Source organism: Maribacter sp. Hel_I_7 (assembly GCF_000688315.1).
GTDB lineage: Bacteria > Bacteroidota > Bacteroidia > Flavobacteriales > Flavobacteriaceae > Maribacter > Maribacter stanieri.
Map to the genome: position 1 here is coordinate 1,293,870 of NZ_JHZW01000002.1, position 18,527 is coordinate 1,312,396.

An 18,527-nucleotide genomic window follows, 5' to 3' on the forward strand; every position below is an offset into this window, starting at 1 on the left:
GCTTTTTTTTAATATTCTAAGAAAACCTTAGTGATGATGTGTACTGTTTTTGTAATGTTCTTTTAATAAATCTCTACCAAAATCACCATCAAAATCACGCCAGACAGAATGTATGTGGTTGGCATAGTCTTGGCTATTATCAAATTCGATCATAAATGATTTGGCTTGAATACGGTAATAATGTGCTTTACCAAGAACCGTTGCCCCAGCCCATGCAAATCGCATGTCATCTAATTCTTCGTTTCTAATTGCATCCATTTTTTCCTTGGCTTGATCTGTTGGTATGGTAGATACATATTCATGAATAATACGCATAACCTGTTTTTTCTGGTTTGCATTTAAATCGCTTACCAATATACCTTCAGAGGGAAGTTTTTCTGCTACAGAATTATTCCAGCTTTGAATATCGTTATATGCTTTGTCATTAAAAATTGCAATTTTTTTCTGGTTATCGCTTAACATATTTACGAGCGCTAGCCCTAAGTCTTCTTCATTTACCAGCGGACTAAATCCTTTATGTTCCCCATCCATTATTCTTCCAGGATTAGAACCAAAGAATCTTGGAGAATAGGAAACCATATCGGCAACGGTTGTAAAGTGTAAAGACACATGGTGCCCTTCAAAAGTCCACATCCATGTATCTTCATTTGCAGGGTTGCCGTAAATAGAAACGTAATATTTTTGGGGATCTCTATAGACCGAGTCTCCAGAAATAGCAGCCAATACGTTTTCTAAACCAATAATTTCGGTGGTCTGCTTATAGCCCGTTTCGCTTAATGAAGATTGCAAAAGCTTGTGAACCAATTTCTTTTGATTTGCGGTTAGCTCTTTTAAAGGAAGTCCCTGTCTTTGATAAGAACTCCAAGGTAGAAAGTGCCAATCTTCTCGTGTATCTTCTTTAAATTCATGTACTATTTTTGACTTTTGTGGTGCTGTTAAAGAGCTGATAAATTGATTTACAATCGTAACATCTTGAGCGAACCCACACAAAGGAAAAACGGCAACAATGATTAGAATAAAAAGCTTTTTCATGTGTGAAAATTAATAGGTTACCTTAAATATACTTCCGCCAAAATCATCACACACATATAATGCGCCATCCGGACCTTGTGCTAATCCACAAGGGCGATGTTTTAATGTACCTTCTGATGGGTTTGCTAAATCGAATCCAGCAAAGTTGTCCAAGAAAATTTCCCAATCACCACTAGGCTTTCCATCTTTAAAAGGAACAAAAGCTACAAAGAATCCTTTTTTAAGTTCAGACGATTGATTGTGAAAGGCAATGAACGCTCCGTTCTTATATTTCTCAGGAAACATATCACCGGTATAGAACAACAAATCATTAGGGGCTAAATGTGCAGGAAAGGCTACTAAAGGTTTTATAAAATTTTCTTCGGCTATTTGCTCACCGTCACCACCATATTCAGGAGCAAGCATTCGACTGTTTTTAAAATGATCGTAATAGGTTTTAGGCCATCCCGCATCATCACCTTCTTTAAGCTCATATAAAGTTTCCGCAGGTAATTCATTATCCTGTTTTTGGGTAAATAGATCAGGATAAAAATTGTGCAATCCACCGCGACCATGATCTGTTGCAAATAAGGAATTCGTTTTAGCATTCCAGTTGATACCCACCGCATTTTTAAGTCCCGTAGCGTATCGCGAACCATCAGCAAAAGTCTGATTGAGCATATTGGCTTTAAACTTCCAGATACCCCCTGCAGAGTCCAATAAAGTACACGGCATCATACCTGAATTATCATCCCTACAGGCGTCGTTCCAAGAACCAATGGTTACATATAGGTTTTCATTATTATCAATGGTAAAGGGTTTGGCATTGTCCATGCCCATATCAATGAGTCCGTCCACTAATTTTTCCGGAGAATTTGTGTCAACAATCTCATGGTTTTCATTTAGCTGATAACGGAATACGGCAGAATTAGAAGAAGCATATAGGTAGTCATCGGTAGCTAAAATTCCGGTGCCTGGCAACTCGGCAAATTGGTGTTGTTCATCTATAGTGCCATCGTCATTGCTGTCTTTAAGTAAGATAATTGCCTTACCGTCTTTTAATACAGATCTGTTGGCATAGATGTCTCCGTTTTTTGCAACGGTCAAATGCCTCACAGCACCCAAATCTTTACCGATTTCGGCAACTGAAAATCCGTCGGGAGCTTTTAAAATGGTTTTATTAATAACTGTTTTTGCAACAGGTTTGGGTTCCGTTTTGCACTGAATGAATAAAACAGCACATACCATTGTGGTAAGAAATGGCAGTCGGTTTTTGATTTTAAAGTTGATGTTCATAGGTTGATTTTAATAAGTTGTTATGTGACAACTAAAACCACAGAAAAGAATGACACCGTTATATTACGATGTCATTATTGAGTGTTTTCTGTATTCTAGACTAGTTATTTTTGTATTGGCGTCAATACAATATTTCTATATGCTACATTACCGTGGTCGCCCTGTAAGTAAATAGGACCCGGAGCAAATACATCAGAACTGATTGCCCCACCAGTAGGACCTTCAACGGCAGCATTGTCAATTATCTTTTTTCCATTTAAAATAACCGTTACATGACGGTCTACCAGAGTAATATCTAGGGTTTGCCATTCGCCTGCAGGTTTTTCAGCATTTTCACTTGGAGTAACACGACTATACAATGCTCCCATATTATGACTGTCTAACTCTAGACCATAAGAGTCCACAACTTGTATTTCATATAACCCTTTAAGGTAAACACCGCTATTATTTCCTTTAGGTACATTAACCTCTAATTTTAGATTAAAATCTTCAAATTCTTGGTCGGTACGTAGGTTTCCATAATAAATGTGCTCTCCATTTTCAGGTTGTACCGGGTCATTTTGCATGGTTCCGTTTACCACTTTAAATCCGTTCGGGCTTTTTGGGTCAATGGTTCTCCATCCGGTCAAGTCTTTTCCGTTAAATAACTTTATAGACTTTCCATATTTTAATGCTTTCAAATTAGGTGCAGGACCAACAGCAGGCATACGGGAACCTGTAAAATAACTTATGTTTTCGCCTGTTTTTCTCCAAGCAGGTCCGGTCATAGTACCAGCAATGGCTTCATTTATTTTGGTAATGCGCATTGTCCATGTTCTGGTGTGTGTGCGTTCATTTCCTGAAGTTGTTTTAAGCTTTTCATCAGAAGTACGGGTAACGATCAAAGTATTCTCATTTACCAAATACACATCGGATATTGGAAGCACACTGCCTCCTATCCATAATAATTCTCCATCTAAAACGCCTTGGTCTTCATGCACTTTTAGCCAAGCGACACCGCCACCGACGACATCTATGGTCCAAGTGCCAATAAAGGTGTTTTCAGGTTCGGGGAGTACATCTGTAGTTTTTGCAATTGAAGAAGTTATGGCGCATAAACAGGCCATGAGGAAAACTGGTAATTTTTTCATGTTGTTGTTGATTTAAGTTTGTTGGTTTGGTGATACACGAACCATGTATCTTAACTAAAAATAAGAATTATAATAGTAGGTGACTCCTGTTGTTTTAAAGTTTAACAGGGAATTAAGGTATCTCACAAAGTTGTTTATTGGTGTGTAGAGATGCGGATAAATTTTAAGATTTGAATAAAGAATAAAATATTGAACAACTAGTACATATAGGTCAACGTGGTAAATAATTTTCGAAATCATTCGTTAGATGTGATGGATAAATTTAAACAGGATATATATTTGAGATGCCTATAAAGTTATTTAATATTATATATGATGGAGGGTCGGATTAAAAACCACACTTTATAATTGAACAAGCGTTATTAAGACTTAAGGTTTTGTAGTTTATTAAGATCCAACAGAAACTAGCAAGTACTTGTAAGTCAAATGAATAGTGGGTTTTCTATTGTGTTATGTCCTAATAAAATATTAAATTGTAAAAGCCCACCAGTTTGGTAATACCATAGTTCCCCCGAATATGATGATTAAGCCGCTTCTAATGGGCCAACTTCTTATTGCTACACAAAGAAAAGAAGCGAGAATCCATTAAAAAATACCTAGTAATGGGGATTTTAAAAGAGCATCATTTTTTACATATTTGAACAAACCAAAAGCTAGAATAATGAACAATCAAGAAACAACAGAAGAGCAAAACGTCAACATCACATGTAATATCAACAAACTTGATACTAAGGCTAATCAACTAATATACTGTAGCCAATTGTACGGGACTTTCTTTGCGGTTTCTGCAAAATTTAACATAGAAAAGGGCTTTTTGAAAAGTATGACCTTGACCCTTATTAATTTTAAAGGTCTTTACAATATTGGAATGCTAAAGGAAACGAAAAGCGCATTTAAGCTAGAGGGTAATGGGGCTAAATTAACACTATACTTAAAGGCAAATGCAGGTCGGCATGGAAAACGGAGACAACTTAATGTAAAATGCGATAATATACCAATAGACGAATTAAAAGGATTAATTGTAACAAGAGAACTACAAAAATTATCAAATAAGAGTAAAAGTGATCATTTAAGGGAGGGAATTTTTGATTCTGAGTTTTATCAACGCGATGGTTCTTTAATTGAAGAGTTGGATCGACTTGATAATAAAGAGCAACTAACAAGACAAGACCGTTGTAAAACCACGTATTCCAATTTTGTATAAGGCTGTTACTTTTATTTTCGTTTTTCTTTTGACCGTTTCAAATACTACGGATGCTGTTTTTCCAAATACACTTAATTCTATTAGGAATTTAAGGTTTGAGGAAGCAAAATTAAACGCGTCTAAAATTCAAGATTCTAAATTAAAGAAACATACACTTGAGTTAATTGAAGTTTTGATAAACAAAAAAAGTAATTCTTCTATTTTAGAAAAGTCTATTGGCGACTCAAAAGAATTGGAAATAATAAAATTAATTACAAATGGTTATTTGTATCAATACCATGATCAACCTAAGATTCTTCAAGCTTATAATAGCTTCTCACAGGCAAAAGGTATTGCTGACAAAGAAGACAATAGACCACTTTCTAAGTTTGCAGTAACGTCTATTTTGAATTTAATAAAGGCGGAAATATTTATTGGGAGCAAACAATATGTGCCTTATTTGGACCATTTTAAAGAGTTAAGTGATGATGCCGCCGATGATTTTCGAATATTACTATTTGAAACCGTTTTTAAATCTAAAGCCAATAATAATTTAAAAATAGATCTTGATTATGTGAATTCTGGTAAGAGAATGGATTCTTTGGTAACATTTTTACCACCAAATCATCCATATCTCAATTACTATTATTTTGAAAAAGGAATTCAATTTAAACTTTCTGGGGATTTTGAAAAAGCTGAATTCTTTTTTAAGAAGGTAGATTCGGCAACATCAGGCATTTTGTTTTGGCAAGATTATCACAGTACAAACCTTTGGCAAATGGCCAGTCTAAAGTTAGAGGAAAAAAAGTATGACGAAGCAAAAATTTATTTAGAGCGCTATAAGAAAACTTCAAAAAACCTAAAGGATTCTTTTTTTTACAATCGTTTAAATTCTTGGATTTTGGAGGAGCAAGGAACTTACGACTCGGCCTATTTTTATTTAAATCGTTCCGTAGAAAATGAATATAAAATTGGGGCAAAAAACAACTCTTTAGAAACAGCATTACTCTCTGTGGAGAATGAAACGGATAAATTAAAGCTAGACAAATTATCACTAGATAATAGACGTAAAACCAATCAATACTATTTAATATTGACCCTTTCGGCTCTAATATTAGGCACCGGCATTGCCATTTTGCTCCAAAAAAACACCACAAAAAGACGCTTGTTGGCCGAAAAGGAAACCCAGCTTAAACAAGAACGCGTAGACAACCTGCTTAAAGAACAAGAGTTGGTCACGATTGATGCCATGATTACTGGGCAAGAGAAAGAACGCCAACGTGTGGCCAATGAATTGCATGATGATTTAGGGAGTTTAATGGCCACCATCAAGCTTCATTTTGATAATGTAAAAGACAGAAATAGCGACCCCGCTTTACAGCATGCACAAATCTTATTAGAAGAAGCCTACCAAAAAGTAAGGGGCATGGCGCATAGTAAAAACTCTGGGGTTATGAGTAGTCAAGGACTTTTACCTGCTATTAAAAAAATGGCCCAGGTTATCACAGAAACTAATGCCCTTGAAGTAACCGTTGAAGATTTTGGCATGGGGGAGCGTTTGGAAAACTCCTTGGAACTAAGCCTTTTTCGAACGGTACAAGAATTGGTGGCCAATGCCATTAAGCATGCCGAGGCGACCAAACTGAATATTCAATTGACTCAGCATGAAGATAATTTGAACATTATAGTAGAGGATAACGGAAAAGGTTTTGACCGTAGTACCGTGGGCAAGACAAAGACGGGCATGGGACTTACCAATATTGAAAAACGCATAGAACATTTAGGGGGTAATTTCACCGTGGATAGTGTGCTGGGTAAAGGGACCTCCATTTTAATAGATATACCTGTATGATCACCGTAGCCATAGCCGAAGACCACCAAGCCCTTATAGATGGCATAAAATCATATGTAAAGTATGAAGATGATATTACGGTTATTGGCCATGCGAATAATGGGGAGGAGCTATTGAAACTGGTACGATTACGGCAGCCTAAGGTAGTGTTATGCGATATTCGTATGCCCAAGTTAGATGGTATTGAAGCCACCAAGATTATCTTAAAAGAACTGCCCCATACCAAAGTTGTTGCCTTTACCATGTTTGATCAAGATGATGCCGTAAAACAAATGTTGGCAGCTGGGGCCCAAGGCTATATTTTAAAGAATAGCAGCTTAGATGTAGTCTTGGAAGCCATACGTACCGTTGCCGATGGCAAAACCTATTATGATAAAAAAATTCATTTTCCCGATGCGGAAAAGAACAGCTCTAAAAGTGTGCTGTCTTCTCGTGAGCGAGAGATTCTACAATTAATTGCCCAAGGCCATACCAGCCACCAAATAGCCGACGAACTCTTTATTGGCAAAAGCACGGTAGATACCCACCGTAAAAACATGATTCGTAAACTGGGGTTGAGCGGTGCTGGGGAATTGTTGAGGTATGCGGTGGAGAAGAAGTATGAGTTTTAAAACCAAAAAACCAAGGGCCTATGAAAATGGAAGAAATTAAAAGCGAAGTGATAATAACTAGTCAACAAATGTTTGAAAAAGTGAATCATTTTGCAAAATTAGAACGTTTTATTGCGGTTGTGTTGATTTTCACTCCCTTACTACTTTATTTGGCAGATGATTGCACTACTATGGAACTAAGAGACAGTTATTGGTTTGGTAGTCTATTGACTTTGGCGGGGGCATTGTTTATTTATAATGGCGCCCAGCATATGAGTGTACAAAAAAATGAATATTTGGCAGCCGTAGAGAGTAGGTTTGGCAAGGGTTACAACATTATTTTTGGGTTGGCCCTTTTTGGGGTGCTCTTTTTTAACCATGTAGATTATAAGGTAGTACATTATTCTTTCGCCATCATTTTCTTTGTGGGCCGTGCTTTGGCCATGCTATTGACCAAAGAGACCCCCTTAAAAAGATTAGGCGATTTTTTGGGAGTATTGACCCTTTTGTCTTTGGGCATACACTTTTTGTTGTCGTATGTAGTAGGCGAAGAAAACAACTCTTTCACCTTACTCTGGGCAGAATGGCTTGGGCTCTTTTTAATTGCCATCTACTTTATTGTCGAATCTATAGATAGGGGTATGCGTGAAAAATCCGCTGGTATGGTTTAATAGCACACTACCAATTTTAACGATTCAATGGGGCTCTGGCTCCATTTTTTGTTTTCAAATGGCTTATTAGTAATGGTTTATGGTGAAAAATACCTAGAAATGGGGATGTTTTTTGGTGTTATCAAAACCTAATTTTGGGATTATGAAAGATATGGATGAAAACTTAAAGAATCTGATTTCGGATATTGATTCGGTATTAAAAAAGTATGATTTGGAAGATTATTCTATAGAAAGTATAGACTTGACTCCAATGGCAATGCCAATTGAAGATGAATTTGAAAGTCTTAAAATATACGAGGTAAAAGAACTATCAGAAGAGAAATTGAAAATAGAGCCCGTTAAGACTAAAAAGAAATGAATTTCCAATCACGTAATCATTATCTCCAAGTGCCATTTGCTCTTTCCTTGGGTTTTTTCTTAGGAATCTTTATGCCGATTGTCATTTATTACCATCAATGGTGGTCAACAATTTTTATTGGGGGTTTCAAAACCTTTTCCATTACTTTTTTTATGGGACTATTGGGTGGAACATGTCAAATGTCAATAGGTTTTGCAAGAGAAATAAATACTCTAGTTACAAAACCTAGTGAAGTTGTGCTACCATCATATTATGAGGGTTTCGGATATCTATTGAAACAAGTATGGGGAGGTATAGCAGCGGTAATTTTTGTATTGGCGGTCAAACAGGGTTATTTAGCAGCTTTTGAGCAAAGTGATAAACCAATAGAATTAGAAGCTTTGGTTGTAATCTCCTTTGTTGCTGGATTGAATGCTTATAGAATATTAAAACAACTTTCACAAATTTTGAAGTTTAAGAAGGAATAAAAGCAATTAAAAATGAAAGAAGAAAAAAAAGATTGTTGGTAAAGGGGTTAGAAATGGATCTATTTCCTGCATCGGTAGAGGAGCTAGAAAAAGAAGGCTTAATAGATGAATGCAATTGTGGTGATGATTTTTGTTCCAGTGAAGGATATCTATGGGTATGCAGTCTAGCAAGAGACAATAAATGTAGATGGTTTCCTAGTCCGGTGAGGTGTAATAATAAATAAATGTTATAGGTCTAATTCTAGAGAAATCAACATGTTTTAGAATAAATTAAAAAAAGTTAGAAATTATCATACTAACAAAAAAATGTAAAACAATAAGTTATGTATAAAGTAATTGGATTTAAAAAAATATTGCAAGTAGAATCACCAAAGCCATACGGAAGAATATTGATTCGTTTTCAAGGAGAAAATAGCGTCAAAAATACAGGAACTATTTCACTAAGCCGATTTATAGCTCTCTCACATATACTGGAGAACGATAATGTAGGATATAATCCTGAAAATAATATTTTTTATACGGAAGTAGAAGAAGCAAATTATCAAATAGCCCCAAAAGGAAAGATATCATGAAATATTCAATTCTACTATTATCTATATTTCTATTTGGGTCTTGTGCCACTACAACTACATTGGATTTTGTCAAATTAAATAAGGGTAATATTCTTTATAAAACAGTTGAAGATAAAAAAGCTATTAAAAATCGTGAACATGATATTATTATCTATGAGTCTAAGAAAGGCGCTATAGTAAAGTTGGAACTTGACGAAAATAAACTTGTGTTGAAACCTAGTAGTTTGAAAAGCGATTTTAAAGTACTTGATACTATAAAAACAAAGACAGATTTGGTTAATGATACTTCTGGAAAATTAAAATTATTTGATGCTTATACGTATCAAAATAAATTTTCAGCAAATAAAACTAAACTTGGCTTAACAGGTTTAATTGACGATTTAGCATTAAATGATAGAATCTCTGACGAATTAAAAGAACTTAGCTTAAAACCCCTACTGAATCAAATTGAAACAGAAAAGGATAACGAGTTCAAAAAGTCCGTTCCAATAATTTATAGCGATAATAAAATGGTTTTCCAAACCTTAACTATACCTTTTAAAATTAGAGGCAAAAAAGGTGAAATGCCTAGCACGGTTGCCACAAATTTTAATGCAGGCATAGCATATGGATATCAGTGGAATTTGTCTAAAGTTTGGCCAATTTATGGGAAAAATGGTAGTATGGTTGGTTATGAAAAAAATAAGATTACATTTTCCTTAGCTCCATTTGCTGGACTGACAACGGTAGGTCTTACTCCTGAAAATACTGCCCCAGATATTTTAGTCAACCAAACTGTTATGGGGTATAGCATAGGTACTGCGGGTGTATTTAGTTTTAATAAATTGAATCTTGGATTGGCATTTGGTTTAGATCATGGTTTTGGAAATGCAGAAAATTGGATTTATCAGGATAAATTATGGACTGGGATAGTTATAGGGCTAGATTTAATAAAATAATAAGTAGCAGTATAAAAATAATTATATTAATTGAATTGGTTTTTCACCCAACCATCCCATTCACAAAAACCTCAACGTATTCTTTCATTTTTAAAAGAATACGCTCTCCTATTTCGCGAGCTTTTAAAATACTTGGTCTGTTGTCTAAACACCTAAATATATCATCACGAATTGGTTCTTGTCCACTATAAATATAGTGGTTGACTAATGCGTTAAACTGAAGTTTATCAAGATTCTCTTCTTCACAGAGTTTAGTTAAAGCGTTTACTTTTTGATCTTGCCAATAGGTTTCAAATTCATCTTGAATATTGTCCGTATCATCAATTTTTGGTAAGTTTTCTTCAATGAATTTTTCAATAAGTTCTCGCTTACTACGCAGCATAGTATCGCCACCCAATAAATCTATAATGGCTTTTTTCTGTTTTTGAGCTTCAGATTTGGTTGCCCCTTTTAATTTGGCAAGAAGTTTAATTATATAGGTAACATTGATATTATCACTATGAATTAGTTCTAATTCAAAATCTATATCTGCTAAAATGGATGTTTTCTGCTTTTGATTATCACGTTTTACTTTATCATATAGGTCTCTGTATTTTCCTTGATAGTCTGCGAATTCTTGTTCGCTTATGGGTAAATCATCCCAGTTAAAATCTGTGTATGATTGTAAGACATTCATGTTTCTTAAAAGTCTTCTAAATGCTTGTACAAAAGCAGCTTCATCTTCTTCTGTTACTAAGTCATTAACACTTTGGTAAGTTGGCGTTATCTCTCGTAAGGTTTTTAAAGCTTCATCAAATTTCTCAGCAATTAACTCATAGTCTGGCATAGTGACCACTTCGATAGCTTCTTTGTTTGAAAATAAGGTTATAGCATCATCTGTAGCTTTTTTAAGGTTACGAAAGCACAAAATATTTCCTTGCGACTTCTGCTCTCCTAAAATTCTGTTCGTACGGGAAAACGCCTGTATTAAACCATGTTGCTTTAAGTTCTTGTCAACGTATAACGTATTTACTTTTTTAGCATCAAAACCAGTAAGCATCATATTAACAACCAAAACAATATCTAAGCGGTCTTTCTCATCATTAAAGCTAATTTTCTCTCGTTCCTTTAAACGTTTGCTAATGTCTTTAAAGTAGTTCTCAAATTGTTGTTGATCTTTAGTGGTAAAACTAGTATTGTACATGGCGTTATAGTGCCCAATATAGGTTTCTAGTTTGTCTCTTGTGTGGCTTAAGCTGTAAGAAGGTTCTGGTTCTGCAGCCATATCAAATTCATCATCTGGCAGATAATCTTGTGCTGTTTTACTTTCTTCATTTGCGCCGTATGTAAATATGGTTGCGATCCGTAAATCGTGTTCTCCTGCTTCTTTTTTCTGTTGAAAAATGTCGTAATATTTTATTACGTTGTCAATACCGCTTACTGCAAATAATGCAGAGTAATCTTTACTAAATGTTTTTTGATTGTGATGCGCTATTACGTAATCTACAATTTTGGTAATACGCTTTTCAGAATCTAACACCTCTTTTTTGTCAATATCCTCTACTTCAATATCTATAAAGGTTTGACTTTTGTTTTTGTATTTACCTATGTATTCTATGCCAAACTTTAATACATTTTGGTCTCTGATAGCATCAGTAATTACATACTTGTGCAAGCAGGTACCGAATAAATCTTTTGTGGTGCGTTTACCTAAATCATTTTTAGAAGCGTTTTCGGCAAAAATAGGTGTCCCTGTAAATCCGAATAGTTGACTGTTTGTAAAAAACTCCGTGATTCTAGCGTGCGTATCGCCAAATTGGCTACGATGACATTCATCAAAAATGAAGACAAACCGTTCATTTTTTAGAGCATCTAATTTTGCTTTATTATGACCCGTTATGGCATTGTTCAATTTTTGAATGGTGGTAATAATTAAATCAGAATCTTTACGAACGCCTTTTTTGTCTTTAAACTTTCCTAAGAACTGATTTACCAAACTAGTCGTATTGTTTGTAGAGTCTACGCTGCCCTCTTTAAAGGCATTGAACTCTTTCATAGTTTGGTAATCTAAATCTTTACGATCAACTACAAATACTACTTTATACACCTCTGGCAAGTCCATTAAGATTTGGCTTGTCTTAAAAGAGGTCAATGTTTTACCTGATCCTGTGGTATGCCATATATAAGCATTATCTGTTGAGGTCTGTACTTGTTTTATAATGGCTTCGGTTGCAAAATATTGATAGGGACGCAGCACCATCATTATTTTATGTGTTTCGTTGATGACGATATATTTTGCAATCATTTTACCCAAGTGGTTTGGGTTTAAAAACTGAGTAGTAAATTCAGTTAGTTCTGTTACGTTTTTGTTTTTAGAATCTGCCCAAAAGAAGGTTTGCTTAACGGACTGTAGTTTGTTATTCGCTAAATATTTCGTGTTACCACCATTGCTAATAACGAATAACTGTACGTATTGAAACAAGCCATGAGTACTCCAAAATGAATGTAATTGATACCGGTTTATCTGATTAAAAGCTTCTTTAATTTCAATACCTCTTCGCTTTAGTTCTATTTGAACAAGAGGCAAACCATTGACCAAAAGCGTAACGTCATACCTGTTTTTATAAGAGCCTTCTAATGTTACTTGGTTTGTGACTTGGAATAAGTTGTTTGCCCAATTTTCAGAATCGTAGAAGCGAACATAACAAACATCACCATTTTCCCTTGTAAAGCTAAAACGATCACGTAACGTCTTTGCTTTTTCAAATACATTGCCTTTTGCCAAATGATTAAGAATGGCATCAAACTCTTTAGATGAATACGTGTCTTTATTAAAGCTTTCTAACTGACTTTTTAAATTAGAAACCAATGCTTTATCATCGGTTATTTTTACAGATTGATAACCTAGGTCAACCAATTGTTGAATTAGATGATATTCTAGTAGCGCTTCTGGTTGTGTCGTCATTTGGTCTTCAAAAATATGCGGTTATAAGTTGTCTCAATAGCTGTTACTTCTTCATCCTTTAATTCAAAAAACTCTTTTTTTAGGGCTCTTTTAGATAGTACTCCGTTATTCTGTTCTAGAAAACGAACCAATATGGCAACCAATTTATCGGGCATTTCAAAATTGTTATCTACATAGTGTTTAAAGGCATCATAGTTTTGTAAATAATTTACCTCTTCTGGTATGACTCTATCTAAGGTATCTTCTACACAATCGTATAAAAATTCCGCTTGCTGTGTAGCATCAAAGTATCTATAAAAGTCAATGGTAGTGTTTGTTACCTCAATATTATGGTCTTCTGTTTCTTTCCATATTATGCAATCTAATAAAGGGTGCGAGTATGCTTCCAGTACAATTCGGTAATCACCAATATGATCTAAGATAGAAGACGATACGGGAAAAATTACCCCTTGTTGTGCAAACCCTTTTTTTGCCAATACATGATGAATTATATAGCGGTGCAAACGCCCGTTGCCATCTACATAGGGGTGAATGAAAACAAAACCGAATGCAATCGTGGCCGCAGCCAAAACAGCATCATAGGTTTCATCTTGCAAAACGGCGTTTGTGGTCAGTAACCCTTCAATAAGTTGTTTAAGATCTTCTTGCTTTGCAGAAATATGGTCTGGCAAGGGTTCGCCTGTAGCCCTATCATGTTCACCAACAAAACCGCCTTCTTTTCGAAGCCCCATTTGAACAAACCTGCTATTTTCTATAATGAGTTGCTGTAAACGGTTTAACTCTGCTATGCTTAATGGTTTTTGACCAGCTTGCCCAATAGCCTTGCCCCAACGCATAGCTCTATTGTTACCTGGGTTTTCGCCCTCTATGGAAAAAGAGGCTTTAGAGTCTTTTAATAGTAAAAAGGATGATGCACGCTGTAACACATCTTTATGAATGTTGTTTAAAAATGTATTTTTTTTACCAGATACATTGGCGTTTATATGCTTTTCTAATTTTTCTGTTTTGAATATTAGCGGACAATAATCTATGTTGCCCGGTAGATTGTTGATTATTTTTTGTCGCGAAGCATTTTTACCAACTACTGCGTATTGCATTTTAGCGTCTAGTAAGGGAATATATTTGCGCTTTTTTAAATCTACCTGTACTTCAATTTCCTCTTGTTGCAACCACTCGTATAGAAACCATATTTTTCGGCTGTATTGCCCCATTGGTTCTATGTGCAATATGGTCTGTATTTCTTTTTTTGAAAGTGTATTGAATAAAGATTTAAAAAATAGCAAGTTGATGCCTTCATATTTAATAGCAAAAACAAGCTGTTTGTATATGGTTTCTTCTGGGGCATATGAGGCGGGATACATTTTCCAAGCACCTTCACTATATTTTTTGCTCTTTTCGGTTATAAGAGATAATGTATTTGGAAACGGTATTGGTAGCTGTAAACGCTCTATTATAGCACCGTAACCCACTATTTTTCCTTTTTCAGGTGTAGTTTTACCCTGAAATATAGATGTTTTTATAGTTGGTATTTTAATTTCCATGGGGTTAAAAATAATGCGATTAAGCTCTAAGATAGCGCAAAAAAACATGCGCCACAGTAAAATTACGTGCGCATATAAGATTTTAACTTAAAAACATGCGCCAATAAATGGATTCTAAAACGTGCGTAAATATAAAAAAGTATGCGCTAAAGGTGTTTTTTTAAAAATGCGCGCGCTCCTTTGTTTCGTCATTGCGAGCGTAACATGGCAATCTGTCTTAGGAACACGCCCACAGGCAGATTGCCGCGTCGTGCCTCCTCGCAAAGACGGTTTAAAACACGCCCTTGCAATGACGGTTACACGAACATCTGCTGCAACAAACCTTTTTTAAATTCTTGTGTTTTACTTATTTGCTGGTTTACGATTTCTATTTTAGCATCTAGTGCCGATAAATAATTGGCTATTTTTTGTTGTTCTTCAAGGCAAGGAACATTAAATTTTATATCTACCATCTGTGAAACTTTAACACTTGGTTGAACAGCTCCCATTTCAATTCGTTTGAATTTGTGATTATTTCTTGCCTCAGTCAATAAATAGAACATAAACTCTGAATCCTCTATTTTGAATCTTAACCCAACAAGGTTCTGAGCAATTACAGCTTGTTTTTCTCCAGTGTATATTGAACAAATTGCCGTTGCACCTACTGTAGAGAAAAGAATATCACCTGATTCTAAATATTTTCGGAACCAAGTATCAAAAGTATTTTGAGACACAAATTTTGAAATGACGCTAAACTTTATACCTCTTGAACCAACCGCATTTATCTCGATCATTGGGTATCCTTCATCCTCAATCGGTGGCGTTTTACCTCTGTTGTCCACAACCATTTTCAGCATACCCCCCAACCGTTTCTCCTCCCAATCCGGGAAGTCCTCACCATTCTCGTCTTTAAATCGTAACTCACCAGAAAACAGTTGTTGCATCACCCCTTTTTTGTACTGTTCTAAAAGGGACTTTTTTTGGGTAAGTTGCTGTATTTTTTCATCTACCGCACTTAAAAAAGAAGCTATTTTTTGTTGCTCGGGGAGGGAGGGAAAATTTACTTCAGCCTTCTTAACGCTTGTTCCTGTTAGGTTTTTCTGTACTCCACCAGCTGACAAAGCATTTAATTTATGTCTTCCAAGTGGGCTATTAAAATTTTGTTTTATAAAATTAGAACTAACTGATTTTGTATCAATTCTAAATCTGATTAAGAATGCTCCTGGAACAACTGGAGCTCGGAAGTCTTTAAATATCCCAGTAATTCCAATAGTTCCACTTCTAGAAATTACAATGTCATTTTGCTCCAGAATATGGTCTTTAACTTCATCAACCGTTAATCTTGCAAACGGCATAGTCTCATAAGATATATTTCCATCAAGGTCCATATCCGTAGTTCGCAAAGTTGCTATACCACCATCTCTTTGATATAAACCTGAAGAAAAACGAGGACCAAAAGCACTATGCAGTACATATTTACCAAAAAATTCAGTACTCCAATCCCCAGCAAACTCTTTAAAACGGAGTTTTGGTATTAGGGGTTGCGTTTTTGATTCGTCATTGCGAGCGGAGCGCGGCAATCTGTCTGTTGCGTGTTCTAGACTAACAGATTGCTTCGCTCGTTCCTCGCTCGCAATGACGTTTATGTTTGTGTCTTCAGCCATTAAAACGGGGTGTTTATACCTAGTTCATCACAAAATTGCTTAATAGTGGCATCGGTGCTTCGGCTACGCTCAGCAACCTCTTTTAGTTGCTGCGCAACTTCTGCCAAGTCTACCGGTTCTTCTTCCTCAAACGTATCTACATACCTAGGTATATTTAAGTTGTAATCGTTCTCCTCAATTTCTGCTTTGGTAGCTACGTAGCTGTATTTTTCTGTGGTGGCTTCTTCAAAATTGCCACTGGTATAGCTTTTATAGGTAACTATAATTTTAGCAATGTCTTCTACTCGCAATACATTTTGCGTCTTCACCTTCTCAAAATGTTGGCTGGCATCAATAAACAACACTTCGGCTCCGCTCAGTGCCCTGTTTTTTTTCAATACCAAAATACAGGTAGGTATACTGGTACCGTAAAATATGTTTGCCGGTAAGCCAATAACGGCATCTAAATAATTGCGGTCTTTGATCAAGTATTTTCTAATATGACCTTCCGCGGCACCTCTAAATAAAACCCCGTGCGGCAAAACCACCGCCATAGTACCGTTATCATCTAATTGGTGTACCATGTGTTGTACAAAGGCAAAATCTGCCTTGCTGCTAGGCGCCAATTTTCCGTAGCTAGAAAAACGGTCGTCGCTCATAAAAAGTGGGCTGGCGCTCCACTTGGCAGAAAAGGGCGGGTTGGCAACAATAGCCTCAAAACGTTCATCTATATGTTGCGGGCGTTCTAGGGTGTCCTCATTTTTAATATCAAAACTCTTGTAATGTACATCGTGCATAATCATGTTCATACGGCACAAGTTGTAGGTGGTAGGGTTCATTTCTTGCCCATAAAACGCACTTACATTTTTTACCGCTTTGGCAACACGTAGCAACAAAGAACCCGAACCACACGTAGGGTCATAAACAGATTTTAGCTTGTCTTTACCCACCGTAACCAATTGCGCCAAAATGCTAGATACTTGTTGTGGCGTATAAAATTCACCTGCCTTTTTACCGGCACCACTGGCAAATTGCCCTATTAGATATTCGTAGGCATCGCCCAGCACATCACTTTCGGTGTTTTCTAGATCAAAATCTATTTCGTCTAAATGCGTAAGCACTTTTACGATGAGCTCGTTTTTATCGTTCTCAGATTTGCCTAGTTTAGAACTGGTTAAATCTAAATCCTCGAACAGGTTACCAAAATCGTCTTCGCTTTCGGTACCCATGGTACTTTGCTCAATATGGTTAAGCACTTTGGCCAGATCACCTAAAATAAATTTACTTTTACCACCGGCATTACCTCTACGGGCAAGCTCGCTAAACAATTCAGATGGTGCTAAAAAGTAACCTAGCTTGTCTAAAGCGGCATCTTTTACAGCCGCTAGGTAATCAGCTTCCATGGCATGCCCCTCAATTTCTTGAAAGGTGAGTCCGTCTGGTTGTAAAATTTCATTGGCATAGAGTTCCATTTTTTTACTGAGGTATTTGTAAAAAATGAAACCTAATATATAGTCCCTAAAATCATCAGCATCCATTTTACCACGTAGGGTATTGGCAATGTTCCAGAGTTGTTGTTCTAGTTGTGCTTTTTGTTCGGTCATATAATAATTATACGTTTTCAAAGAATTTTACTGCGTAATTACAGTATTCGATAATCAATGCGCTATCAGTGTCAAATTCATCCCTTTTTCCAAGATATTTATGATCTTTTTCACCTATTTCTTTACCATCTTTTAATTCAGCATAAGATATACATTTGATATGCTTTTTTGTAATTAAAACGAATAGGGCATTTTTAAAAGGATAATCTCCATATTTCTCAATATCGCTCAGTTTTAATTTTCCATTTGCTCGATATTTTACTTCAATAAAGTGTGCCATATTATCTTTAAAGACGACAAAATCTGGCATTTGTCTAATATTTTTTTCTACATCTCCAGTTACTCCTCTCAAAAGATCGGTTATTCCAGGAATAGAATTTTCCATACCATAGCTAAAAACTTGAAAACCTAATGACCGAAAAAGCTCTTCGACAATTGTTTCCGCAATTCTGCCTTTAATTACGCCAGACACCCATGGGTTTTCTTTTGGTTTTTTAACTTTTTTCGAGTCGTCTGCCTTGATTTTTTTTGTTTTGGAAATAGGCTTTTCTTCCGCGGCTACATCTTTACTTTTATTTTGCTTTTTGTAGCATTTGTAACATAGTCCTCCGTCGAATTTTGTGGGTTCACCACATGTAATACATTCTGGCATTATTTTAAATTTAATTAAGGGGGGGGTATTTAGAACTACCAAAATAATCAAACCATCTTTAAAAAGTAGGAGAAAACAAAACTCTAACATTTTTAA

General features: G+C 35.7%; 17 protein-coding genes. 9 read left to right on the top strand and 8 right to left on the bottom strand.

Going from position 1 to position 18,527, the window contains the following annotated elements; translation table 11 throughout:
- Positions 1 to 27 precede the first annotated feature (27 nt).
- From P178_RS21620 to P178_RS0107040, 3 genes are all read right to left on the bottom strand, one after another.
- Complete coding sequence (locus tag P178_RS21620) at positions 28 to 1,032, bottom strand: DUF3500 domain-containing protein (protein ID WP_051638196.1); 1,005 nt, start codon at positions 1,030 to 1,032, stop codon at positions 28 to 30.
- Positions 1,033 to 1,041: 9 nt separating this feature from the next.
- Positions 1,042 to 2,307: a PQQ-dependent sugar dehydrogenase gene (locus P178_RS21625; protein ID WP_081819402.1), complete on the bottom strand. Its 1,266-nt coding sequence runs from the start codon at positions 2,305 to 2,307 to the stop codon at positions 1,042 to 1,044.
- A 104-nt stretch (positions 2,308 to 2,411) separates the two neighbouring features.
- The gene (locus P178_RS0107040; protein ID WP_197026790.1) at positions 2,412 to 3,437 is read right to left on the bottom strand and encodes a DUF1080 domain-containing protein; all 1,026 of its coding nucleotides are present in this window, start codon (positions 3,435 to 3,437) and stop codon (positions 2,412 to 2,414) included.
- A gap of 661 nt (positions 3,438 to 4,098) precedes the next feature.
- Here P178_RS0107040 and P178_RS0107045 point away from each other — a divergent pair.
- From P178_RS0107045 to P178_RS0107080, 9 genes are all read left to right on the top strand, one after another.
- Entirely contained in the window at positions 4,099 to 4,641 is a 543-nt protein-coding gene (locus P178_RS0107045) for a hypothetical protein (protein WP_027065550.1), read from the top strand.
- On the top strand, positions 4,634 to 6,472 hold the full coding sequence (locus P178_RS0107050) for a sensor histidine kinase (protein WP_027065551.1): 1,839 nt from the start codon (positions 4,634 to 4,636) through the stop codon (positions 6,470 to 6,472). The genes P178_RS0107045 and P178_RS0107050 overlap by 8 nt, the downstream gene beginning before the upstream one ends.
- Complete coding sequence (locus P178_RS0107055; RefSeq protein WP_027065552.1) at positions 6,469 to 7,083, top strand: response regulator; 615 nt, start codon at positions 6,469 to 6,471, stop codon at positions 7,081 to 7,083. Before P178_RS0107050 ends, P178_RS0107055 begins: the two co-directional genes overlap by 4 nt.
- Before the next feature lie 20 nt (positions 7,084 to 7,103).
- Positions 7,104 to 7,733 (top strand): hypothetical protein, encoded by a 630-nt coding sequence (locus tag P178_RS0107060; protein WP_027065553.1) that lies wholly within the window; start codon positions 7,104 to 7,106, stop codon positions 7,731 to 7,733.
- Between the two features lie 142 nt (positions 7,734 to 7,875).
- On the top strand, positions 7,876 to 8,091 hold the full coding sequence (locus P178_RS0107065) for a hypothetical protein (protein WP_027065554.1): 216 nt from the start codon (positions 7,876 to 7,878) through the stop codon (positions 8,089 to 8,091).
- Positions 8,088 to 8,558: a hypothetical protein gene (locus P178_RS0107070; RefSeq protein WP_027065555.1), complete on the top strand. Its 471-nt coding sequence runs from the start codon at positions 8,088 to 8,090 to the stop codon at positions 8,556 to 8,558. Before P178_RS0107065 ends, P178_RS0107070 begins: the two co-directional genes overlap by 4 nt.
- 53 nt (positions 8,559 to 8,611) lie before the next feature.
- A complete protein-coding gene (locus tag P178_RS23185; RefSeq protein ID WP_155941591.1) occupies positions 8,612 to 8,782 on the top strand; it encodes a hypothetical protein in 171 nt (56 codons plus the stop codon).
- Positions 8,783 to 8,881: 99 nt separating this feature from the next.
- Positions 8,882 to 9,130, top strand: coding sequence for a hypothetical protein (locus P178_RS0107075; RefSeq protein WP_027065556.1), 249 nt, complete (start codon positions 8,882 to 8,884; stop codon positions 9,128 to 9,130).
- Positions 9,127 to 10,068 carry a hypothetical protein gene (locus P178_RS0107080; RefSeq protein WP_027065557.1) on the top strand — a complete coding sequence of 314 codons (942 nt, stop codon included), beginning with the start codon at positions 9,127 to 9,129 and terminating at the stop codon, positions 10,066 to 10,068. The genes P178_RS0107075 and P178_RS0107080 overlap by 4 nt, the downstream gene beginning before the upstream one ends.
- A 43-nt stretch (positions 10,069 to 10,111) precedes the next feature.
- On the opposite strand, the gene P178_RS0107085 is transcribed toward P178_RS0107080, so the two are convergent.
- The 5 genes from P178_RS0107085 to P178_RS0107105 form a co-directional block, all read right to left on the bottom strand.
- Positions 10,112 to 13,012 (bottom strand): type I restriction endonuclease subunit R, encoded by a 2,901-nt coding sequence (locus tag P178_RS0107085; RefSeq protein ID WP_027065558.1) that lies wholly within the window; start codon positions 13,010 to 13,012, stop codon positions 10,112 to 10,114.
- A complete protein-coding gene (locus P178_RS0107090) occupies positions 13,009 to 14,553 on the bottom strand; it encodes a Fic family protein (protein WP_027065559.1) in 1,545 nt (514 codons plus the stop codon). The genes P178_RS0107085 and P178_RS0107090 overlap by 4 nt, the downstream gene beginning before the upstream one ends.
- Positions 14,554 to 14,849: 296 nt before the next feature.
- On the bottom strand, positions 14,850 to 16,196 hold the full coding sequence (locus P178_RS0107095; protein WP_027065560.1) for a restriction endonuclease subunit S: 1,347 nt from the start codon (positions 16,194 to 16,196) through the stop codon (positions 14,850 to 14,852).
- Positions 16,196 to 17,779, bottom strand: coding sequence for a type I restriction-modification system subunit M (locus P178_RS0107100; RefSeq protein WP_027065561.1), 1,584 nt, complete (start codon positions 17,777 to 17,779; stop codon positions 16,196 to 16,198). The genes P178_RS0107095 and P178_RS0107100 overlap by 1 nt, the downstream gene beginning before the upstream one ends.
- Positions 17,780 to 17,786: 7 nt before the next feature.
- Complete coding sequence (locus P178_RS0107105; protein ID WP_231500515.1) at positions 17,787 to 18,521, bottom strand: hypothetical protein; 735 nt, start codon at positions 18,519 to 18,521, stop codon at positions 17,787 to 17,789.
- Positions 18,522 to 18,527: the final 6 nt, after the last annotated feature.

What these genes read in the sequence shown, in the direction of transcription:
- P178_RS21620 (WP_051638196.1), bottom strand. Translation starts at nt 1,032, where the DNA reads ATGAAAAAGCTTTTTATTCTAATCATTGTTGCCGTTTTTCCTTTGTGT.
- P178_RS21625 (WP_081819402.1), bottom strand. Translation starts at nt 2,307, where the DNA reads ATGAACATCAACTTTAAAATCAAAAACCGACTGCCATTTCTTACCACA.
- P178_RS0107040 (WP_197026790.1), bottom strand. Translation starts at nt 3,437, where the DNA reads ATGAAAAAATTACCAGTTTTCCTCATGGCCTGTTTATGCGCCATAACT.
- P178_RS0107045 (WP_027065550.1), top strand. Translation starts at nt 4,099, where the DNA reads ATGAACAATCAAGAAACAACAGAAGAGCAAAACGTCAACATCACATGT.
- P178_RS0107055 (WP_027065552.1), top strand. Translation starts at nt 6,469, where the DNA reads ATGATCACCGTAGCCATAGCCGAAGACCACCAAGCCCTTATAGATGGC.
- P178_RS0107060 (WP_027065553.1), top strand. Translation starts at nt 7,104, where the DNA reads ATGAAAATGGAAGAAATTAAAAGCGAAGTGATAATAACTAGTCAACAA.
- P178_RS0107065 (WP_027065554.1), top strand. Translation starts at nt 7,876, where the DNA reads ATGAAAGATATGGATGAAAACTTAAAGAATCTGATTTCGGATATTGAT.
- P178_RS0107070 (WP_027065555.1), top strand. Translation starts at nt 8,088, where the DNA reads ATGAATTTCCAATCACGTAATCATTATCTCCAAGTGCCATTTGCTCTT.
- P178_RS23185 (WP_155941591.1), top strand. Translation starts at nt 8,612, where the DNA reads ATGGATCTATTTCCTGCATCGGTAGAGGAGCTAGAAAAAGAAGGCTTA.
- P178_RS0107075 (WP_027065556.1), top strand. Translation starts at nt 8,882, where the DNA reads ATGTATAAAGTAATTGGATTTAAAAAAATATTGCAAGTAGAATCACCA.
- P178_RS0107080 (WP_027065557.1), top strand. Translation starts at nt 9,127, where the DNA reads ATGAAATATTCAATTCTACTATTATCTATATTTCTATTTGGGTCTTGT.
- P178_RS0107085 (WP_027065558.1), bottom strand. Translation starts at nt 13,012, where the DNA reads ATGACGACACAACCAGAAGCGCTACTAGAATATCATCTAATTCAACAA.
- P178_RS0107090 (WP_027065559.1), bottom strand. Translation starts at nt 14,553, where the DNA reads ATGGAAATTAAAATACCAACTATAAAAACATCTATATTTCAGGGTAAA.
- P178_RS0107095 (WP_027065560.1), bottom strand. Translation starts at nt 16,196, where the DNA reads ATGGCTGAAGACACAAACATAAACGTCATTGCGAGCGAGGAACGAGCG.
- P178_RS0107100 (WP_027065561.1), bottom strand. Translation starts at nt 17,779, where the DNA reads ATGACCGAACAAAAAGCACAACTAGAACAACAACTCTGGAACATTGCC.
- P178_RS0107105 (WP_231500515.1), bottom strand. Translation starts at nt 18,521, where the DNA reads ATGTTAGAGTTTTGTTTTCTCCTACTTTTTAAAGATGGTTTGATTATT.